General features: G+C 58.9%; 17 protein-coding genes. 8 read left to right on the top strand and 9 right to left on the bottom strand.

Features of this window, described 5'->3' with window-relative positions; translation table 11 throughout:
- Positions 1–138: 138 nt before the first annotated feature.
- Complete coding sequence (locus tag WFM45_RS15535; RefSeq protein ID WP_004936850.1) at positions 139–480, bottom strand: hypothetical protein; 342 nt, start codon at positions 478–480, stop codon at positions 139–141.
- Positions 481–728: 248 nt separating this feature from the next.
- Between WFM45_RS15535 and lpxO the strand changes: the two genes are divergently transcribed.
- From lpxO to WFM45_RS15515, 4 genes are all read left to right on the top strand, one after another.
- Positions 729–1,634, top strand: a complete 906-nt coding sequence (lpxO, locus tag WFM45_RS15530; protein ID WP_004936848.1) for a lipid A hydroxylase LpxO — start codon at positions 729–731, stop codon at positions 1,632–1,634.
- A 298-nt stretch (positions 1,635–1,932) separates the two neighbouring features.
- Entirely contained in the window at positions 1,933–2,853 is a 921-nt protein-coding gene (lpxP, locus tag WFM45_RS15525) for a kdo(2)-lipid IV(A) palmitoleoyltransferase (protein ID WP_033631986.1), read from the top strand.
- A 115-nt stretch (positions 2,854–2,968) separates the two neighbouring features.
- Positions 2,969–3,664 (top strand): CTP synthase C-terminal region-related (seleno)protein, encoded by a 696-nt coding sequence (locus WFM45_RS15520; RefSeq protein ID WP_336956340.1) that lies wholly within the window; start codon positions 2,969–2,971, stop codon positions 3,662–3,664.
- A gap of 703 nt (positions 3,665–4,367) precedes the next feature.
- Positions 4,368–8,306 (top strand): non-ribosomal peptide synthetase, encoded by a 3,939-nt coding sequence (locus WFM45_RS15515; protein WP_085337196.1) that lies wholly within the window; start codon positions 4,368–4,370, stop codon positions 8,304–8,306.
- 41 nt (positions 8,307–8,347) lie between these two features.
- Here the strand turns inward: WFM45_RS15515 and WFM45_RS15510 are convergent, their stop codons facing one another.
- Together WFM45_RS15510 and WFM45_RS15505 are read right to left on the bottom strand one after the other, a co-directional pair.
- Positions 8,348–9,037, bottom strand: a complete 690-nt coding sequence (locus WFM45_RS15510) for an LrgB family protein (RefSeq protein WP_004936833.1) — start codon at positions 9,035–9,037, stop codon at positions 8,348–8,350.
- Positions 9,030–9,452 (bottom strand): CidA/LrgA family protein, encoded by a 423-nt coding sequence (locus WFM45_RS15505; protein ID WP_004936830.1) that lies wholly within the window; start codon positions 9,450–9,452, stop codon positions 9,030–9,032. The genes WFM45_RS15510 and WFM45_RS15505 overlap by 8 nt, the downstream gene beginning before the upstream one ends.
- Before the next feature lie 140 nt (positions 9,453–9,592).
- Between WFM45_RS15505 and WFM45_RS15500 the strand changes: the two genes are divergently transcribed.
- Positions 9,593–10,480, top strand: a complete 888-nt coding sequence (locus tag WFM45_RS15500) for a LysR family transcriptional regulator (RefSeq protein ID WP_004936826.1) — start codon at positions 9,593–9,595, stop codon at positions 10,478–10,480.
- A gap of 73 nt (positions 10,481–10,553) precedes the next feature.
- On the opposite strand, the gene WFM45_RS15495 is transcribed toward WFM45_RS15500, so the two are convergent.
- From WFM45_RS15495 to WFM45_RS15475, 5 genes are all read right to left on the bottom strand, one after another.
- Complete coding sequence (locus WFM45_RS15495; RefSeq protein WP_004936822.1) at positions 10,554–12,203, bottom strand: Na+/H+ antiporter; 1,650 nt, start codon at positions 12,201–12,203, stop codon at positions 10,554–10,556.
- A gap of 197 nt (positions 12,204–12,400) precedes the next feature.
- On the bottom strand, positions 12,401–13,762 hold the full coding sequence (locus WFM45_RS15490; protein ID WP_004936819.1) for an NCS2 family permease: 1,362 nt from the start codon (positions 13,760–13,762) through the stop codon (positions 12,401–12,403).
- A 333-nt stretch (positions 13,763–14,095) separates the two neighbouring features.
- Positions 14,096–14,503 (bottom strand): VOC family protein, encoded by a 408-nt coding sequence (locus WFM45_RS15485; RefSeq protein ID WP_015379207.1) that lies wholly within the window; start codon positions 14,501–14,503, stop codon positions 14,096–14,098.
- 47 nt (positions 14,504–14,550) lie between these two features.
- Positions 14,551–15,219 (bottom strand): glutathione S-transferase family protein, encoded by a 669-nt coding sequence (locus WFM45_RS15480; RefSeq protein ID WP_004936814.1) that lies wholly within the window; start codon positions 15,217–15,219, stop codon positions 14,551–14,553.
- On the bottom strand, positions 15,216–15,659 hold the full coding sequence (locus WFM45_RS15475) for a lipocalin-like domain-containing protein (RefSeq protein WP_033631983.1): 444 nt from the start codon (positions 15,657–15,659) through the stop codon (positions 15,216–15,218). Before WFM45_RS15475 ends, WFM45_RS15480 begins: the two co-directional genes overlap by 4 nt.
- Before the next feature lie 195 nt (positions 15,660–15,854).
- Between WFM45_RS15475 and bhsA the strand changes: the two genes are divergently transcribed.
- Positions 15,855–16,115 (top strand): multiple stress resistance protein BhsA, encoded by a 261-nt coding sequence (bhsA, locus tag WFM45_RS15470; protein ID WP_048325622.1) that lies wholly within the window; start codon positions 15,855–15,857, stop codon positions 16,113–16,115.
- A gap of 55 nt (positions 16,116–16,170) precedes the next feature.
- Here the strand turns inward: bhsA and WFM45_RS15465 are convergent, their stop codons facing one another.
- A complete protein-coding gene (locus WFM45_RS15465) occupies positions 16,171–17,088 on the bottom strand; it encodes a LysR family transcriptional regulator (RefSeq protein WP_166730388.1) in 918 nt (305 codons plus the stop codon).
- A gap of 127 nt (positions 17,089–17,215) precedes the next feature.
- Between WFM45_RS15465 and WFM45_RS15460 the strand changes: the two genes are divergently transcribed.
- Together WFM45_RS15460 and WFM45_RS15455 are read left to right on the top strand one after the other, a co-directional pair.
- Entirely contained in the window at positions 17,216–17,965 is a 750-nt protein-coding gene (locus tag WFM45_RS15460) for a 3-oxoacyl-ACP reductase family protein (RefSeq protein WP_004936803.1), read from the top strand.
- Between the two features lie 232 nt (positions 17,966–18,197).
- Positions 18,198–18,410, top strand: a complete 213-nt coding sequence (locus WFM45_RS15455) for a DUF1471 domain-containing protein (RefSeq protein ID WP_004936800.1) — start codon at positions 18,198–18,200, stop codon at positions 18,408–18,410.
- Positions 18,411–18,563: the final 153 nt, after the last annotated feature.

Below are 18,563 nucleotides of genomic sequence, written 5' to 3'. Positions count from 1 at the left end.
GCTTACGATTGAGCCGCCAATAGCCAATAGATGGAGAATACTCTCACGTTTTAATCGGGGCGACAAAGCGGGGCATCGGCTCTGGATTGCAGGCAATAAAAAAGGCCGCAGCGCGGCCCTTGGGGTAAAGCGGAGACCTTACTCGGTCACTTTGTTCTTGAGGCTTTCCGCCCCTTGCTTGGTCTTGTCCCAAGCCTTCTCCGATCCCTGTTTGGTGGAGTGCCAGGCCTTTTGCGAACCTTCGCTCACTTTGCTGCCGACGCTGTCGCTCTTGCCTTCGGCGGCATGCTTGGCTTTCAGCTTCAGCTCTTCACCCTTGTCCTGAGACTGGTGCAGCTTTTCTTTGGCGGTATCCGCCCCTTTGTGCGCCTCGGCGACGACTTCGTTGCTGGCATGAGCGGCGGTGTCGGTCGCGGTTTCAGCAGCGAACACCGGGGAAGCGAGCAGCAGTGCAGACAAGGCAATGATTGATTTTTTCATAAGTCCCTCTTTTCTCAGATACGTGCTATTCGTCATGAAACAAGATGGCATGAAACACCCCTTTAACGATTTAAGAATAGGACTAAAACCAAAAAAATCGATATAAAATTTCATTACAAATCATTTTATTGATTTTTTATGCCAACAAGCAGCACACGCAGGGAAAGCGCACGAAAAAGTTAAATTTTTCCTGTCACAAAACTATAATTTGTACGAATTTTTAACAAGCACCAACAGGGATGGATTCTATGGTTGCCGCGATCATTATCGGCATTTTTATCATCAGCTTCCTCTACGCACACTCCCGCGGCAAAGAGAAACAAAAGCTTACCCGCCAGCTGTTCGATCACTCCACGTTTATGGGGCCGATTAACATGTTTATGACCGGTTTCTCACGTTTGCCCGCCAAACAGCCCTATTTCGACGAAAAAGGCTTCCCGGAGCTGCAAACGCTGACCGACAACTGGCAGGTGATCCGCGAGGAAGCCGTGCGCTTGCAGGATCACATCAAAAAGGCGCAGTCGCACAACGACGCCGGCTTCAACACCTTCTTCAAACGCGGCTGGAAACGTTTCTATCTGAAATGGTACAGCGACAGCCACCCTTCGGCGCAAACGCTGTGCCCGAAAACCGTCGAGCTGCTCAACCGCATCCCATCGGTCAAGGCGGCGATGTTCGCCGAGCTGCCGCCCGGCAGCCATTTGGGTAAACACCGCGATCCTTACGCCGGCTCGGTGCGCTATCACCTGGGGCTGATGACGCCCAACGACGATCGCTGCTTCATCGAGGTGGACGGCGAGCAGCACAGCTGGCGCGACGGCCAAGCGGTGATCTTCGACGAAACCTACGTGCACTGGGCGCAGAACGCCACCGATCAGACGCGCATCATTCTGTTTTGCGACGTCGAGCGGCCAATGAAATGGCGCTGGGCGCAAGCGGTCAACCACTGGGTCGGCGCTACGCTGATGTCGGCGGCCAGTTCGCCGAACGACGATCAGGACCGCACCGGCGGCATCAACCGCATCTTCAAATACGTCAACGCGGTGCGCGACGCCGGCCAGCGCCTGAAGGCGCGTAATCGCCGCGGTTACTATCTGCTGAAATGGCTGGTGATCGCCGCCATTTTCGCCGCCATCATCCTCCCCAGCCTGTAAACCGTCGCCAATCGTCAATCCAGAGGCAACGCGAATGAGAATATTCGCATGCCTCTCTTCCTCTGTACCCCGTACCCTGTGTTAACATACGCATTCCTAGAGCCGCCTCCGCTGGCCAACAGCTATCCCTCCGAAGCCTGATAGCAGCGCAAACCGCCCTTCGAATGTAAATGTTTAGTCAATTATGGAATTCTGACTAAACCCTGGCCGTCCCCGGGTGTCTGAGTAGTTGTATCGCTATCGAGTGGATCCTTTATGCGCTACAGGTTGCTACCCCCTAACGCATAAACGAGCTGCTATGAAACGCCAAAAGAGATTTCAACTTTCCTTGCTGCACCCGCGCTACTGGCTGACCTGGTTCGGCCTGGCCCTGTTGTTCCTGCTGGTGCAACTCCCCTACCCGCTGCTTAACCGCCTTGGCGTATGGATGGGGCGCACCTCGATGCGCTTTCTTAAGCGTCGCGTCGCCATCACCCGCCGCAACCTCGAACTGTGCTTCCCCGAAATGGACGAAACACAGCGCGAGCGTAAAGTAGTGGGCAACTTTGAGTCCCTCGGCATGGGCCTGCTGGAAACCGGCATGGCCTGGTTCTGGTCGGATAAACGCGTTAAGCGCTGGTTTAACGTCTCCGGCATCAACCACCTCAAAATGGCGCAGCGTGACGACCGCGGCGTGCTGGTGATCGGCGTGCACTTTATGTCGCTTGAGCTGGGCGGCCGGGCAATGGGCCTGTGCCAACCGATGATGGCGATGTACCGCCCGCACAACAACAAGGCGATGGAGTGGGCGCAAACCAAGGGCCGCATGCGCTCCAACAAGGCGATGATCGATCGCAAGGATCTGCGCGGCATGGTGCACGCACTCAAGCGCGGTGAGGCGGTCTGGTTCGCGCCGGATCAAGATTACGGCCCGCGCGGCAGCGTATTCGCGCCGCTGTTCGCCGTCGATCAGGCCGCCACCACCAGCGGCACCTTCATGCTGGCGCGCATGGCCAACCCGGCGCTGGTGCCGGTGGTGCTGATCCGCCGTGAAGGCGGCCGCGGCTACGACCTGCTGATCCAGCCGGCCCTGGAAGGCTACCCGCTCAGCGACGAACAGGCGGCGGCGGCTTATATGAACAAAGTGATCGAAAAAGAGATCATGCGGGCGCCGGAGCAATATCTGTGGCTGCATCGCCGCTTCAAAACCCGGCCGGTCGGCGCGCCGTCGCTGTACTGAGCCCCGTTTTCCAGCCCGGCCGACGCCGGGCTTTTTTGTGCGCCGCGTTTAAAAAATCTGCGGCTCAACATTTCGCTTTCCTGTAATCTCCTTCTTTACCCGCACAGGAAAGGAAATGATGAAAGCTCAAGTCCGCATTGCTCTGGTCGGTGATTACAACCCGCAAGCCGTGGCCCATCAGGCCATCCCCGTGGCGCTCCAGCTCACCGCCGCCCATCTCGACATCGACGTGCAGCCCCAGTGGCTACCGACCGAAACCCTGACCTCCCCCGATGTCCTGCAAGATTTCGATGCCATCTGGGTGGTGCCAGGCAGCCCATATTGTCACGACGACGGCGCCTTGATGGCGATCAGGCATGCGCGGGAAAACGACGTGCCGTTCCTCGGTTCCTGCGGCGGCTTTCAGTACGCCATCATCGAGTACGCCCGCAACGTGATGGGCTGGCACGACGCCGGCCATGCGGAAACCGACAGCGGTGGCCGGTTGGTGATCGCCCCGCTGAGCTGCTCGCTGGTGGAAAAAACCGGCGACATCGTTTTTCAGCCTGACACCCGTGTCGCGCAGGCCTACGGCAGCCTGAACACCCATGAAGGCTACCACTGCAACTTTGGCGTGGATCCGGACTTCGTCGCCGACCTTGAGCGCTTCCCGCTGATCATCAGCGGCCACGATGCCGAAGGCGACGTGCGCGCCATCGAACTGCCGGAGCGGCGTTTTTACGTCGCCACGCTGTTCCAGTCGGAACGCGCTGCACTGCGCGGCGAGCTTTCGCCGCTGGTAGTGGAACTCGTCAAAGCCGCCGTCTGCTAACCTGCTACCTCCCCGTAGGATCGAGCCGCAGCGAGACAGGGTTCTCGTTGCGCCTTTCATTTCGGGTATCACTCGGCATCAACGTTTCACATTTATTATCTCATTAAAGTTAATCCATTAATTGTCCAATAACGGATCATTCATCGCAGTTTAATTGAAACGTCACACTCCTATGAAAGTTAACAGCAGAATTACGAATAAAGAAATGCATGAAATCACAATAAGCTTTACTTCTTATTATTCATTATTATTTCTTTTATAATAATACAGCATAAGAGATTCTTTATAATTTTTTATGATTCAGCCTGTTATCTCTTGCAGAGAAGCAACCGAACTTGCCCGCTGAGATACCACTCCGTTATCGCCCACGAACCGCCTCAGCTCCGCTCTTTTTCACCAAAAACAAAAAAAAATACAAACAAAACAATAAATTACACAATTACACTTACCAATACCACGTAGAAAAGCCAGTCAATCGTGATTAACACGCCACAAAAGTAATGGCAAAAAATTAGTTTAAAAATAAATAAAACATAAATCATTAATAGTAAATACATTGAATTAATTATAATTAAACAAAACCATTAAAAATATTTAATGTGAAAACAGGCCAACTTAACAATCACCTTTTATAATGTTCGAGTGCTTGGCTGCGACTCATTTTATTTAATTCGATTCATTCCTTATTTGTGGAGGTGGTTCCGTGTCCGCTTATTCCCTGACGACCGTGCAACAAGCCGTGTGGCTAGACCAATCTTTAAACCCCGATATCCCCTTATATAACGTTGGGTGTTTATGGCGCGTAGAGCGCGAGATTTCGCTACCGCTTTTTCAAGAAGCCATAAGGCAAATACAGCAACAACATGATGCGTTGCAAACCACGCTGAAAGAAACGCCGCAAGGCATTACCCAGGAAACCTGCGACCGGGCCTATATCGACCTGCATTACCACGATTTTTCGCACAGACAAGATGCCATCAGCCTGGCAGAAACACACCTTCGTTCTCAATTCCTGCAGCCTTATTCACTGTATGACAGCCTGCTTTGGCGCTGCCACCTGGCCAAAGTCAGCGGATCCAGCACGCTATGGCTGCTTGCTTCCCATCACCTGATTGCGGACGGCACCTCAATTTCCCTGCTGAGCAAAATGATCATGGAGCGCTATAAACAATTAAAAGCAGGGATAAAAAACGAAGCCCCCCGCTCGCGTTACCAAGACTTCGTCATCAGCGATCGCACCTATCAGCAGTCTCCACGCTACGAGCGCGATCGTGATTTCTGGTTGAAGCGTTTCATCGACGCGCCCCCCTCCATGCTGGAACGCCGCCAAAATCACTGTGAGCAACAAACCTACCCCAGCCATCAGATAATCAAGCGGTTGCCACGCGAGCGTTTCCTACAGTTGGAACAATACGCCGCCGCGCAGGGCGGTTCTGCAATGCATTTTTTTAGCGCTTTGCTGGCCACCTGGTTCGCCCGGATTTGGCAAACCGATCAATTCACGCTGGGCGTGCCGGTACATAACCGCAGTACCGCCGAACATAAGCAAACATTGGGCATGTTTTCCTCGATGATCCCACTGCGCATCACGGTCGATTCACAGCAATCCTTCGGCCACTTACTGCGGCAAATCGGCAGCGAGCTGCGCCAGTGCTATCGTCACCAGCGTTTTCCCATTGCCGAACTCAACCGCCAGTTGAACCTGCATCAGCAGGATCGGCGCCAGCTGTTCGACATCAGCTTTTCTCTGGAGGTTTTTCCGACCGACATCGAACTGGAAGGCAGCCAGTTCAAGGTTGAAAACCTGCACCACGGTCAGGAACAGCTGCCCCTCGGCGTCTACCTGCGCCATTACCATCCGGGCGACGACCCGCTGTTGGAGTTCAACCTCAATCAGGCCTGGTTCAGTCAGGAAGATGGTGAGCGCATCGCCGCCCGCATACTGCACCTGCTGAACACGCTACTGGACGGCGATCCGGCGCTGCCGCTGGGGCAGTTACCGCTGCTGTTGCCGCAGGAAAGACAGCAAATCTTCCATCAATGGAATGAAACCCGACAAACATGGGCAGACATGCCGCAAGGCGTACATCAATTCCTGGAACGGCAGGCCGCGCTGACGCCAGAAGCGCCGGCGCTGTGCTACGGGGACCACGAGATCAGTTATCAACAGCTGAATCAGCGGGCGAATCGATTGGCTGCCTTTCTCAGGCTGCAGGGATTACAGCCTGACGATCGCATCGCGGTATGCGTCAACCGCAGCCCGGATATGGTGATTGCCCTGTACGCCATCCTGAAGGCGGGCGCCGCCTATGTACCGCTCGATCCCGACTATCCGCAAGACCGCCTGCGCCACATGCTGCAAGATTGCGGCGCCAGATTCGTTCTGATCGACGATGGCGGCGAACACGCGCTGCACCCGCTGCGCGATATCGCCGTGCCGCGATTGCATCTTCAGCGTGAGAGCCATCTGTGGCGGCAAGCGCCGGATGGCAACCCGCCGCCGCTGGCCGCCGATCCACAGCGCAGCCTGGCTTATGTGATTTACACCTCCGGCTCGACGGGGAAACCCAAAGGGGTGATGAACGAACACCGCGGGGTGATCAACCGACTCCTGTGGATGCAAAAGGCTTATACACTGACGCCGGATGATGTCGTGCTGCAGAAAACGCCGTTCAGCTTCGACGTCTCTGTCTGGGAGTTTTTCTGGCCGATGATGGTCGGCGCCCGGCTGGCCATCGCCAAACCGGGCGGTCACCAGGAGCCGGATTATCTCAGCGCCTGCATCGCACAACATGGCGTCACCACACTGCATTTCGTCCCCTCTATGCTGCAACTGTTTCTGCGCCACGGCGATATGGCGCAGTGCGCCTCCCTGAAACGCATCGTGTGCAGCGGCGAGGCGTTGCCGCTCGCTACGGTACAACGTTGCCTGCAGCAGTTGCCGCAGGCGGAACTGCACAATCTCTACGGCCCGACGGAAGCCGCCGTAGACGTTTCCAGCTGGCAATGCCTGCCCGATGATCCTCGCCCGCTGGTACCGATCGGTAAACCGATCGCCAATACCCAGCTCCATATTCTGGATGACCAACTGCAACCGTTACCGCCTGGCATCGCCGGCGAATTGCATATCGGTGGTATTCAGGTTGCCCGTGGTTATCTGAACCGCGCGGCGCTGAGCGCCGAGCGATTTATCGCCGATCCTTTCAGCGCCGAGCCGCAGGCTCGCCTGTATAAAACCGGCGATCTGGCCCGCTGGCTGCCGGATGGCAACATTGAGTATCTGGGCAGAAACGATTTCCAGGTCAAAATCCACGGCCTGCGCATTGAATTAGGCGAGATCGAGCAACAGCTCAGACAGTGTTCAGGGGTTGAAGACGCCGCCATTCTGGCACGGGAAGACGAAAGCGGCGGCAAGCGCCTGGTCGCCTATGTCATCGCCCCAGAGCAAACGGCCGACGCCGCCGAATGGCGTCGGCAATTGCAGCAACACCTGCCGGACTTTATGGTGCCGTCCTGTTTTATCCGGCTGGATGCTTTTCCGCTGTCGCCCAACGGCAAGCTGGATCGCAAAGCGTTACCGGCACCGGCCAACATGCAGGAAACCGCTGCTTATGAAGCCCCGCAAGGCGAGCAGGAACAGCAGTTGGCCGAACTGTGGAGCGAACTGCTGGGCACAACGCGCATTGGCCGCGACGATGATTTCTTCGCGCTGGGCGGCCATTCGCTGCACGCCATTCAACTGCTGGTTAAACTGAAGCGACACGGGCATTCGTTAGGCATTAAGACGCTGTTTGCTCACTCGACGCTGCGCGGCCAGGCCCGTATTCTCACCGACGGCGTGCCCGCGACGGCTCCAGCCACCTCCGAACCTCTGCAGCAGCTGTTGACGCGTCTGAATCAGGCCAGTTTTACCTTTAAACAGGTAGAGCGCCTGAACCACGCCATCACCCCCGACAGCGTTTGGATGATCCATCCTGCCGTCACCGGTTGCGATGTTTATCGCGATCTGGCGAACTATTTAGAGAAAGATTTCAATGTGTTAGGCATCAACAATTACAACCTGTTCCAACAGCCGCACATCACTTCGCTACGCGAGCTGGCGGCGTATTATCTCGGCCATATGCGGCTGTCGCCGGCGCGCCCCGTCCGTCTGTTGGGTTGGTCGCTAGGGGGCCTGATCGCGCTGGAGATGGCCGCTCAACTGGAAAGCCAGGGCTATCGCGACATCCAACTGTTCCTGCTTGATACCTTCTACCGAACCCCATTCCAGATCCGCAGCGAGCCGGGCATGCTGGCGGCGATGCTGGCCATGTTGGGTATTGACGGCGAGGCCGCCGACCGGGCCTTAAAGGCAGAGCCGACGGAGCTGGCATTGGCGAAACAAACGCTCAGCGCACCGTTGCAACATGCACGCATCACGCTGTTCAAGGCGACCGAAGATGCAAATCTGAATATCACCGGCCTGGGCGATGAGCGGGAACTGCTGGCGATTGCCGACAATGGCCTGTCGGCAATCGGTCAACATCTGCAGGTGCATCCGTTGCCCTGCAATCATCACTCCATTATCTTCAGCCACGAGGAGATAGGACGCGCCTTGCGACAGTCATCGCGCACGCCGGCGATGCTCGGCAACCTTCCTTGACGCTCTACGGTCTGCGGCGCAGTTCGCCGCAGACCGCCTCCTTACCACATCAGCCGGCCGATCAGTGGCGCGGCCACCACCGTGATAATGCCGGCCAACATCATCACCAGGCTCGACACTACGCCCTCCTGCGGCCCCAGTTCATAGGCGCGGGCGGTGCCGGCGCCGTGCGACGATGCGCCAAATCCGGCCCCTTTAGCCAGGCGGCTGCGTACAGCCAGCCGCAGAAACAGAATGTCGCCCACCGCCATGCCGAACACCCCGGTGATCACCACGAACAACGCCACCAGGTCCGGTTGGCCCCCCATCTGCTTGGCGGCCTCCAGCGCGAACGGCGTGGTGATCGACCGCACCGCCAGGCTGCGCTGCACCTCTTCCGGCAGCGTCAGCAGGCGCGCCAGCCACACCGAGCTGTAAACCGCTACCAGCACCGCGGTCGTTACCCCGGCGGTCAGCGACAGCCAGTGGCGACGGATGATATGCAGGTTCTCGTACACCGGCACCGCGAAGGCGATGGTCGCCGGCCCCAGCAGCCACAGCAGCCAGTGGGTTTCACCGATGTAGTCCTGATAGGAGATGTGGGTGACCACCAGCAGCAACACCAGAATCATCGGCGTCAGCACCAGCGGCATCAGCAGCAACGTGCGGCGGCGGCGATAGAGTTTCTTGTTGGCGAAATAGAGCGCCAGCGTCGCCAGAAAACAGGCCAGACTGAGGATAAAATCATTCATGGCGCTGCTTCCGCCGCTGCAGCCAAATCTCCAGCCGATACACCCTGTCCACCACCAGCCCGGTGGCGCCCAGCGTCAGCATGGTGCTGACCGCGATCACCAAAAAGATCTTCCAGCCTTCGACCATCAACAGCTGGGCATAGTTGACCACCGCCACCACCGCCGGCACGAAAAACAGCAGCATTTCCGCCAGCAGCCAGCGGGAGCCGGCCTTGACCCAACTCAGCGGCAGAATGCGCAGCAGGATCAGCGCCAGCAGCATCAGCATGCCGACGATATTGGCGGGGAGCGGCAGGTGGAATTGTTGCACCAGACGATCGGCGATCAGAAACAGCGCCGCATACAACGCCACCTGGATCGGCACCTGCAAACGGGTCAGCAGGGAGGGGGCAACGCGGCGTAACGCCAGAGACATGAAAGATGACCTCGAACAATAAATTGACGGCCTACAGTATACGCAGCCGGGAAACCACGCCTGAAATGAATTAAAATTATCGTCATCATGCCGTCCGGGAATAGTTTCCCGCCGGTAGCGTCCCCAAGGAGAACCCTAACGTGGATGTCCGCACCCTGCGCTACTTCGTTGAAGTGGTGCGCCAGCAAAGCTTCACCCGCGCGGCGGAAAAACTGTTCGTCACCCAGCCCACCATCAGCAAAATGCTGCGGCATCTGGAGGAAGAGCTGGAATGCACGCTGCTGATCCGCGAAGGCCGCAAGCTGCGCCTGACCGACAGCGGCCAGGCGGTGTACCAGCGCGGCCTGACGATCCTCGACGAGTTCCGCCAGTTGGAGGCGGAGCTGGAAGACATCAGCTCGGTGAAAAAGGGCGTGCTGCGGCTGGGCATTCCGCCGATGGTCGGCAGGCAGATTGCCGATCTGATCCGCCGCTTTCGCCAGACCTACCCCGGCATCGAATTGAAGATTTCCGAGCTGGGCGGGCTGTCGGTCGAACAGGCGGTGATGTCCGGCGAACTGGATCTGGCGATGACCGTGTTGCCCTTCGATTCGGCGCAGCCGCTGACCTTTCTGCCGCTGCTGGGCCATCCGATGTGCGTGGTGGCGCCGCGCACGCCGCAGTGGCTCAACCGCACCAGCATCAATATCGCCGAATTGGCCGACAGCCCGATCCTGATTTATAACGAAGACTTTGCGCTGTACAAAATGCTGATGAAGGCGTTTCGCCTGGCCGGCTTTGAACCGCAAATCGCGGTGCGCAGCGGCCAATGGGACTTTCTCGCCTCGATGGTGCAGGCCGGCGTGGGCATCGCCATGCTGCCGGAGCCGGTTTGTCGCTGGCTGGACAAGGAAAACCTGGTCTGGCTGCCGCTGGAGCCGCGCATGGAGTGGAAAATCGGCCTGATCTGGCGCCAGGGCAGCTACCTGTCGCACAGCGCGCAGGCCTGGATCGCCTGCTGCCGCGACTACTGGCCGCCGCTCAAGTAACCAAAAAAAGGGCCGCACAGGCGGCCCTTCAGGACAGAAATTGAGAGGAAAACGTTTATTCCTCTTCTGAGATTTACCCTTCGCGTTCGATCAGCAGCGCTTCGAGCAGGTCGAGATCGTGCAGCAGTTTTTGCAGCGTCTCGTTGCTGATTTTCTGCGTGGCGCGCAGGTGGTACAGCTCGCCGCGCTCGGCGCGCAGCGCCGTCAGGCGGAAACGCCGCTCGAGGTTTTCCATCGCCAGCGCATTCTCGATATCGTCTTTCGACGCGATGCGCCGCCGCAGCATGCCCGTCACCCGCGAGCTGACCTCTTTCAACACCTGCGGATCGAGGTTTTCTTCGGTATCGGCAACCAGGCGCTCTTCCATTTTATTCACGCTCTCAATCGCCACTTCGGCCGCCATGGCGATCGCCATGCGCTCTTCCTGCTTGCTGGCGCTCTTGTCGGTGACCTGCACGCCGCGCAGCAGCAGCGGCAACGCCAGCACGCCGACGATCAACGACAGCAGGATCACCCCGGCGGCGATAAACACCAGCTGATAGCGCGCCGGGAAGGCGGTGCCGTCGCTCAGCAACAGCGGTATCGACAGCACACCGGCCAGGGTAATCGCCCCACGCACCCCGGCGAACGACGCCACCCACAGCTCACGCGTGCTGTAATCGCCGAACTGCAGCGGACGCTTTTTCATAAAGCGGTTGCTGGCCTTCTTCATCACCCACAGCCAGGTGAAGCGCAGCACCAACAGCGCGGCGTAGATGGTGGCCACGTCGGCGAACAGGTACCAGGTCTGGATGGTCGGATCCAGCTCCGCCTGCAGGATGGAGGTTTCAAGAATGCCCGGCAGCTGCAGGCCCAACATGATGAACACCATGCCGTTGAACACGAATTCCAGCATCGCCCACACGCTGTTGGCGCGCAGACGCATCGCCAGCGGCGCGTTGCGGATCACGCCGGACTGGCTGATGGTCATCCCCGCCGCCACCGCCGCCAGGATGCCGGAAACGCCGATATGTTCGGCAATCAGGTAGGACGCGAACGGCAGCAGCAGCAGGAACACGATCTGGGTCGCCGGATCGTCGCCGCTCCAGCGGCTCATCACCCGCAGCGATTTACTGTAGGTCCAGGTGACCGCCACGCCGGCCAGCAGGCCACCGATCGCCACTTTGAGGAATTCAAGGGTCGCGCCGCCCACGGTGAACACCATGGTGCCCATCGCCACCGCGATGGCGAACTTGAGCGACACCAGGCCGGAGGCGTCGTTCATCAGCGCCTCGCCCTCGAGCACGCCCATGATCGGCTTGGGGATCCGCCCTTTGCCGACGATGCCGGACAGCGCCACGGCATCCGTCGGCGACAGCACCGCCGCCAGGGCGAAGGCCGCCACCAGCGGAATGCCCGGCACCATGGCGTAGATCAGATAACCGACGCCGACCACGGTGATCAGCACCAGCACCAGCGCCAGGCCGAGAATTTCCCGCCCGTGATGCAGGAATTCACGCGTCGGCGTTTTCCAGCCGTCGGCAAACAGCAGCGGCGGGATGAACAGCACCAGGAACAGTTCGGGATCAAAATCGACGTGCAGCCCGAAATGCGGCCAGGCCAGCAGGGCCCCGATGGCGATTTGCATCAGCGGCAGCGGCACCTGGAACGGCAACATGCGCGTCACCACCCCGGACAGGGAGACCACCAGGATCAAAATGAGGATTGTAAAAAAGATTTCCATGCTTTCCTTAGACTCTACGATTCAGACGACATCGGCTCAGGGCCTGCGTTGGTCACGATAGTAGATCACTTTTTTTACAGCCGTTAAAGCTTGTTGTGCCTTTCAAAACGCGGTGCAGAGCAGAAGAAGACTTATCTTAAGAAGGGAATTGCCGTAACAGGCTCCCCCGCCCGGCGGGCGAGGGAAACCCAAGCGGCTTAAATCGCCCAGCCGCCGGCGTAGAACGCCACCAGCGCCACGGCGATCAGCACGGTGCCGATGTTCAGCTTGCGCCATTCGCCGGAGAAGATGCGGCCAATGACCAGCGAGCTGAAGCCCAGCATGATGCCGGTGACGATGTTGCAGGTCAGCACGATGAACACGGCGCACAGCAGGCCGGCCATCGCGTCGACGAAGTCGTTGAAGTCCAGCTTGGTGACATTGCTCAGCATCAGCAGGCCGACGTACATCAGCGCCGGCGCGGTGGCGTAAACCGGCACCAGATAGGCCAGCGGCGACAGGAACAGGATCAGCAGGAACAGAATGCCGACCACGGTGGCGGTCAGGCCGGTCTTGCCGCCCGCGGCGGTGCCGGCGGCGGACTCAATATAAACCGCAGCGGGCGCGGCGCCCACCAGGCCGGAGAAGATGCTGCTCAGGGAATCCGAGGTCAGCGCCTTGCCGCCGTTGATGATCTGCCCGTCTTTATCCAGCAGGTTGGCCTGCCCGGCCACCGCGCGGATGGTGCCGGTGGCGTCGAACACCGCGGTCATCACCAGCGCCAGCACGCTCGGCAACACCACCGGCTGCAATGCGCCCATGATATCCAGGCTGAAGATCAACGATTTGCCGTCAGCGTCCGCCAGGCTCGGCATGGCGAACAGCCCCTGATATTTCACCGCCGGGTCGAAGATCAGGCCGATGATGGAAATGGCGATGATCACCAGCAAAATGCCGCCGGGCACGCGCAGTTTCTCCAGGCCGAAGATCACCGCCAGGCCGACCAGCGTCATGACGACCGGGAAAGAGGTGAACGCACCGAGCGCCACCGGCAAGCCATCCAGCGGGTTCTTCACCACCAGGCCGACGCCGTTGGCGGCGATCAGCAGCAGGAACAGCCCGATGCCGATGCCGGTGCCGTGCGCCACGCCCATCGGCAGGTTGCGCAGGATCCAGGCGCGGATGCCGGTGACCGAGATAATGGTAAACAGCACGCCCATCAGGAACACCGCGCCCAGCGCCACCGGAATGCTGATGTGCTGGCCCAGCACCAGGCTGAAGGCGGTAAAGGCGGTCAACGAGATCGCACAGCCGATGGCCATCGGCAGGTTAGCCCACAGCCCCATCAGCAGCGACCCCAGACCGGCCACCAGGCAGGTGGAGACAAACACCGCCGCCGGCGGGAAACCCGCTTTGCCCAGCATGCTCGGCACCACGATCACCGAGTACACCATCGCCAGGAAGGTGGTCAGCCCCGCCACCACCTCCTGACGCACGCTGCTGCCGCGCGCGGAAATTTTAAAATAGCCATCAAGCCCGCCGGTTGGTTTTGCGGCGTGGTTCGCTTGAGAGTTCGACATAGGTTACTTCCCCTGTGTTTCATGAATCGGCCCGTCACAGCAGGCCTGTAATCTCGCCCGCGCCCGATCGCCACGTAATCGTTTACGTCACGTTACGCATCCCTGCCCTTATGCCACACCGCCAACGGCGATGCGCACCCAGGCAAACGTTTAACTCGCAGCGCGCGGTACGGGTGATTTATGGTGGTTTATTCAAGGCAAACGATTATCCTGCCTTCCCTAGCGTCTAATCAACTAAAGATCGCGGCAATTTATGCAGAAAACGGCGGGAATGGCTTGTGCGCGAAAAGACGGGGCGATCCGGCGCCCCTGCCGACCTGCTTCACGGCGAGCTTATTGCGCCTGCACCGCCGCGGGATCCATATACATCAATTCCCAGATATGGCCGTCCAGGTCCTGAAATCCGTGGCCGTACATCACGCCATAGTCCCGCGGCGGATGATAGGTATTGCCGCCGCCGGCGATCGCCTTGCGCACCAGTTCGTCCACCGCCGCCCGGCTGGGTTGCGACAGGCACACCAACACTTCGGTGGCCTGTTTGGCGTCGCCGATCGGGTTCGGGGTAAACATCCTGAATTTGTCGTGGGTCAGCAGCATCACGTAAATCGTGTCGCTGACCACCATGCAGGCGGCGGTATCGTCGGTAAATTGCGGGTTGAAGCTGAAGCCGAGCTGGGTGAAAAACGCCATTGAGGCGGGCAGATCGCGTACGGGCAGGTTAACGAAGATTTGCGTAGCCATGGGCTACCTCCGATGAAGAATGACCCCATCGAGTATAGCCCATCCGCTTAACTCAGCAGGTCGTAAGGGCCGCCCTGCTCCAATGCCCGCTGGTAGGCGGGCCGGGCGTGAATGCGCTGCAGGAAGCCGCGCAGTTTCGGGCAATCATCCAACGCGCCGCGCGCCGCCATCGCCTCCAGCGGGAAGCTCATCTGAATATCCGCCGCGCTGAAGTCGTTGCCAACGAACCAACTGCCCTTATTCAGGTGCTGTTCGAGGAATTCGCAGTGCGGCGCGATCTGCTTGTCGAGGTATTCCCGCTGCACGCCTTTGCCGATCGCGCCGGCCACCGGCCGCAGCAGCCAGGGGATCGGCGGCTGGCCGAGACGGCTGAACACCAGCTTCATCACCAACAGCGGCATCAGCGATCCTTCGGCGTAGTGCAGCCAGTAGCGGTATTGCTGACGCGCGTGGAAGTCGGTCGGCATAAACATGCCCTGTGCGTCGTAGGCTTCCTGCAAGTATTCGATAATGGCGCCGGATTCCGCCAGCGTCAGATCGCCATCGACGATCACCGGCGATTTGCCCAGCGGGTGGATCTTTTTCAGCGCCGGCGGCGCCAGCATGGTGTTGGGATCGCGCTCGTAGCGTTGCACCTGATAGGGCACGCCCAGCTCTTCCAGAAACCACAGAATGCGCTGCGACCGCGAGTGATTGAGATGATGAACGATGATCATGACGACGCTCCTGTCCGCTGCCACACCAGTTCGCCAACCTGCACGCCGTTGCCGAGCTGCAGCGGCACCGTGCGCAACGTCAGCCGATCGGCGTTAAAGGCGTAAAAGCGCACCTGACGGCTGCCTATCCAATTGGGGAACGAGCAGCCTTCAACCTGATGCACCACCCGTTGCTCGCTTTCTTCCACCTGATAACGGCCGAAGTAGCAAATCATATTGATGAAGGCGGCATGGATCTCCCGCTCGGATCCCTGCGCCAAATCGTCGGCGACGAAACGCGGCCGCACGGCGCTGTATAGCTGCGCCGCCATCGTGCCGTTGGCCTCATAGTGGATGCGCCCCAACACCTGCTCGCCCAGCGGGTAATTCAGCTCGCCGTTCTGGTTTTTGAACGCCGACGACACCAACGCCCAACTGCCGATAAACGCGTTTATCGTCATGACGCTTCTCCGGTTAAGGATCGTCTGTAAAGGGTAGTGGCGATTGTTGCCCCGCGCCAGCGGATGAAAAATGATCAATTTATTTGACAGAGATACTCAAAACTCTCCGATTTTTTATTCACACCCGGTGCACTAGTATTTAACACATCGAGAGACAACGGGCTCTCACCTAACAAACTCTCTGAGGAACGCATCATGAAAAACGTCAAAATTTTTGCTACCGCTGCGCTGCTGGCTACCGCTTCTTTCGCTACCTTCGCCGCTGACCTGCCTTCCAGCCAACCTGCTGCAGGCGCCCAGAAGATCGGCGTCGTCACCGTGAGCGGCGCCGCTAACCTGAGCGCGCTGGAAAGCGAACTGGCCAGCAAAGCCGCCGCGTCGGGTGCCAGCGCCTACCGCATCGTCGCCGCCGGTGGTCAGAACAAACTGTACGGCACCGCAGAAATCTTCAACTGATCGTCGGACAGCCAACCGACGGAAGAAAGAAGCCCCGCAAGGGGCTTTTCTCGTTTTAGCGGGCGTCGAAGCGCGCCGCCAACTTCTGCAGGCGGAACTGTTCGGTGATGAAATCGACAAACACCCGGGTTTTGGTCGGTAAGAATTTGGTGGTGGGAAAATAGAGATACACGCTGCCGCGATCGACATACCAGCCCGGCAGAACCCGCATCAGACGGCCGCTTTCCAGATAAGGCGCCGCATTCGGCATGCCGATCAGCGCGATGCCCAATCCCATTTCCGCCGCCCGCGCCGCCGCTTCCGGTTCATTGACCGTCATGCTGACCATCATCCCCGGCGCACGCTGCTCATTCTGGGCATTTCGCAGCGGCTGGTGGCGAATGCGCCCGGTCTGCGGCGAACGGATGAAAATCCCGGCGTGTTGCGCCAGTTGCTCCGGCTCCGTCAACGGCGGCCGCTGCCGCAAGTATTCTGCCGAAGCGACCAATACGCCATGCGCAGGCGCCAGCTCGCGAGCAATCATCCCCTGCGCCAACTCGATGCCGCCGCCCAGCGCAGCGTCAAAGTTCTCACCGATCAGATCCACCTGGCGATTGTCGAAATGCCAGTCCGGTACAATCGCCGGGTACTGCGTCAAAAACATCGGCAGCATCGGCAACACGAAGTGCAGGCCGAAGGCGGTGCCCATGCTGACCTTCAAGCCGCCGGCCGCCGCGCCGCCGCCGCTGCTCAACCCCTTCAATGCACACTGGATCGATTGCAACCCGCCGCTCACCTCACTGAGAAAACGCTCGCCTGCTTCGGTGAGGATCAACTTGCGGGTATTGCGTTGAAACAGCCGCACGCCGACCACCGCCTCCAGCCGGGTGACATTCTTGCTTACCGCCGCCGGGCTGAGGCCCAGCTTGCGGCCGGCGGCGGAGAAACTGCCGTTTTCCGCGCTGCTGACGAAGCACTCCAGATGTCCCAGCATGCTTTTTCCTTATGGATTTTAAACTAATGGTTTTAACTGATTATAGCTCTTTGTGGCTAGTGGCCGTGCAAGCGATCTCCGATACTGAATGCCGACACTTTACCCTCATCCACTCTGGAGAAATAACATGACCACAGCACTCCCACTGCAAGGCAAAGTCGCATTCGTTCAGGGCGGCTCCCGCGGCATCGGCGCCGCCATCGTTAAACGCTTGGCGAGCGAGGGCGCCGCCGTCGCCTTTACCTACGCCGCCTCGGCCGATCGCGCCGAAGCGGTGGCGAGCGCCGTTACCGCCGCCGGCGGCAAAGCCCTCGCCATCAAGGCCGACAGCGCCGATGCTGCGGCGTTGCAGCAGGCGGTTCGCCAGGCGGTGAGTCACTTCGGCAACCTGGATATTCTGGTGAACAACGCCGGGGTATTTACGCTGGGCGGCACCGAGGAACTGGCGCTGGACGACCTGGATCGCATGCTGGCGGTCAACGTACGCAGCGTATTCGTCGCCAGCCAGGAGGCGGCGCGCCACATGAACGACGGCGGCCGTATCATCCACATCGGCAGCACCAACGCCGAGCGCGTGCCGTTCGGCGGCGCGGCGGTGTACGCGATGAGCAAATCGGCGCTGGTCGGGTTGACCAAGGGCATGGCGCGCGATCTCGGCCCACGCGGCATCACCGTCAATAACGTGCAGCCCGGCCCGGTGGACACCGAAATGAACCCGGACGCCGGCGAGTTCGCCGATCAGCTCAAGCAGCTGATGGCGATCGGCCGTTACGGCAAAGATGAAGAAATCGCCGGTTTCGTCGCCTACCTGGCGGGCCCGCAGGCGGGTTATATCACCGGCGCCAGTCTGAGCATCGACGGCGGCTTCTCGGCGTAGCGCTCAAAGCCCCGCAAGGGGCTTTTTTTCATTCGCTCCCCGACGAGCGCTTCTCACCTCGCACGGCATATTCGGCCTTGAAAGACAATAATAGAATTAGTTTATGCGCAAAAATGGAATAGTTTATTGACGATTCTGTTATTTATTCACCAGCCCGACGTCTTTATCCTTCGCTCCATCGTGTCGTACCGGACACCCTTATTTTTCGAACCTTCGAACACAGGATAAAGATATGAAAACCATGACCACCGTTATTTCACTCGCTCTGTTTTCCATGCTGTCGTTTAACGCCGCGGCAGAAAGCGTGACCGCAACCGGCAGAACACTGGATTCCACCGAAGCCCTCATCGCTAAAAAAGCGCAAGAAGCCGGCGCAAGCGGCTACAAAATTACCAGCGCCTACATGGGCAATTTCGTCACTATGAGTGCAGAACTGAAAAAATAATGCGTTTAGCGATAACGCCGTGCATACGGCGTTATTCATTGCCGCATGATTAAGGAAATCATCGCCGGTCGCCTTTTTAAAAATCACGCTGGCATACCCAGTACACAGAAAAAATGAGCCGTTCCCTCACCGGTTATTATTCGGCGGCCTCAC

This window comes from Serratia sp. KG1D, assembly GCF_037150675.1.
Classification (GTDB): Bacteria; Pseudomonadota; Gammaproteobacteria; order Enterobacterales; family Enterobacteriaceae; genus Serratia; species Serratia nematodiphila.
Note: the sequence above shows the minus strand (reverse complement) of the source record. Positions and strands in the feature narration are given on the sequence as shown.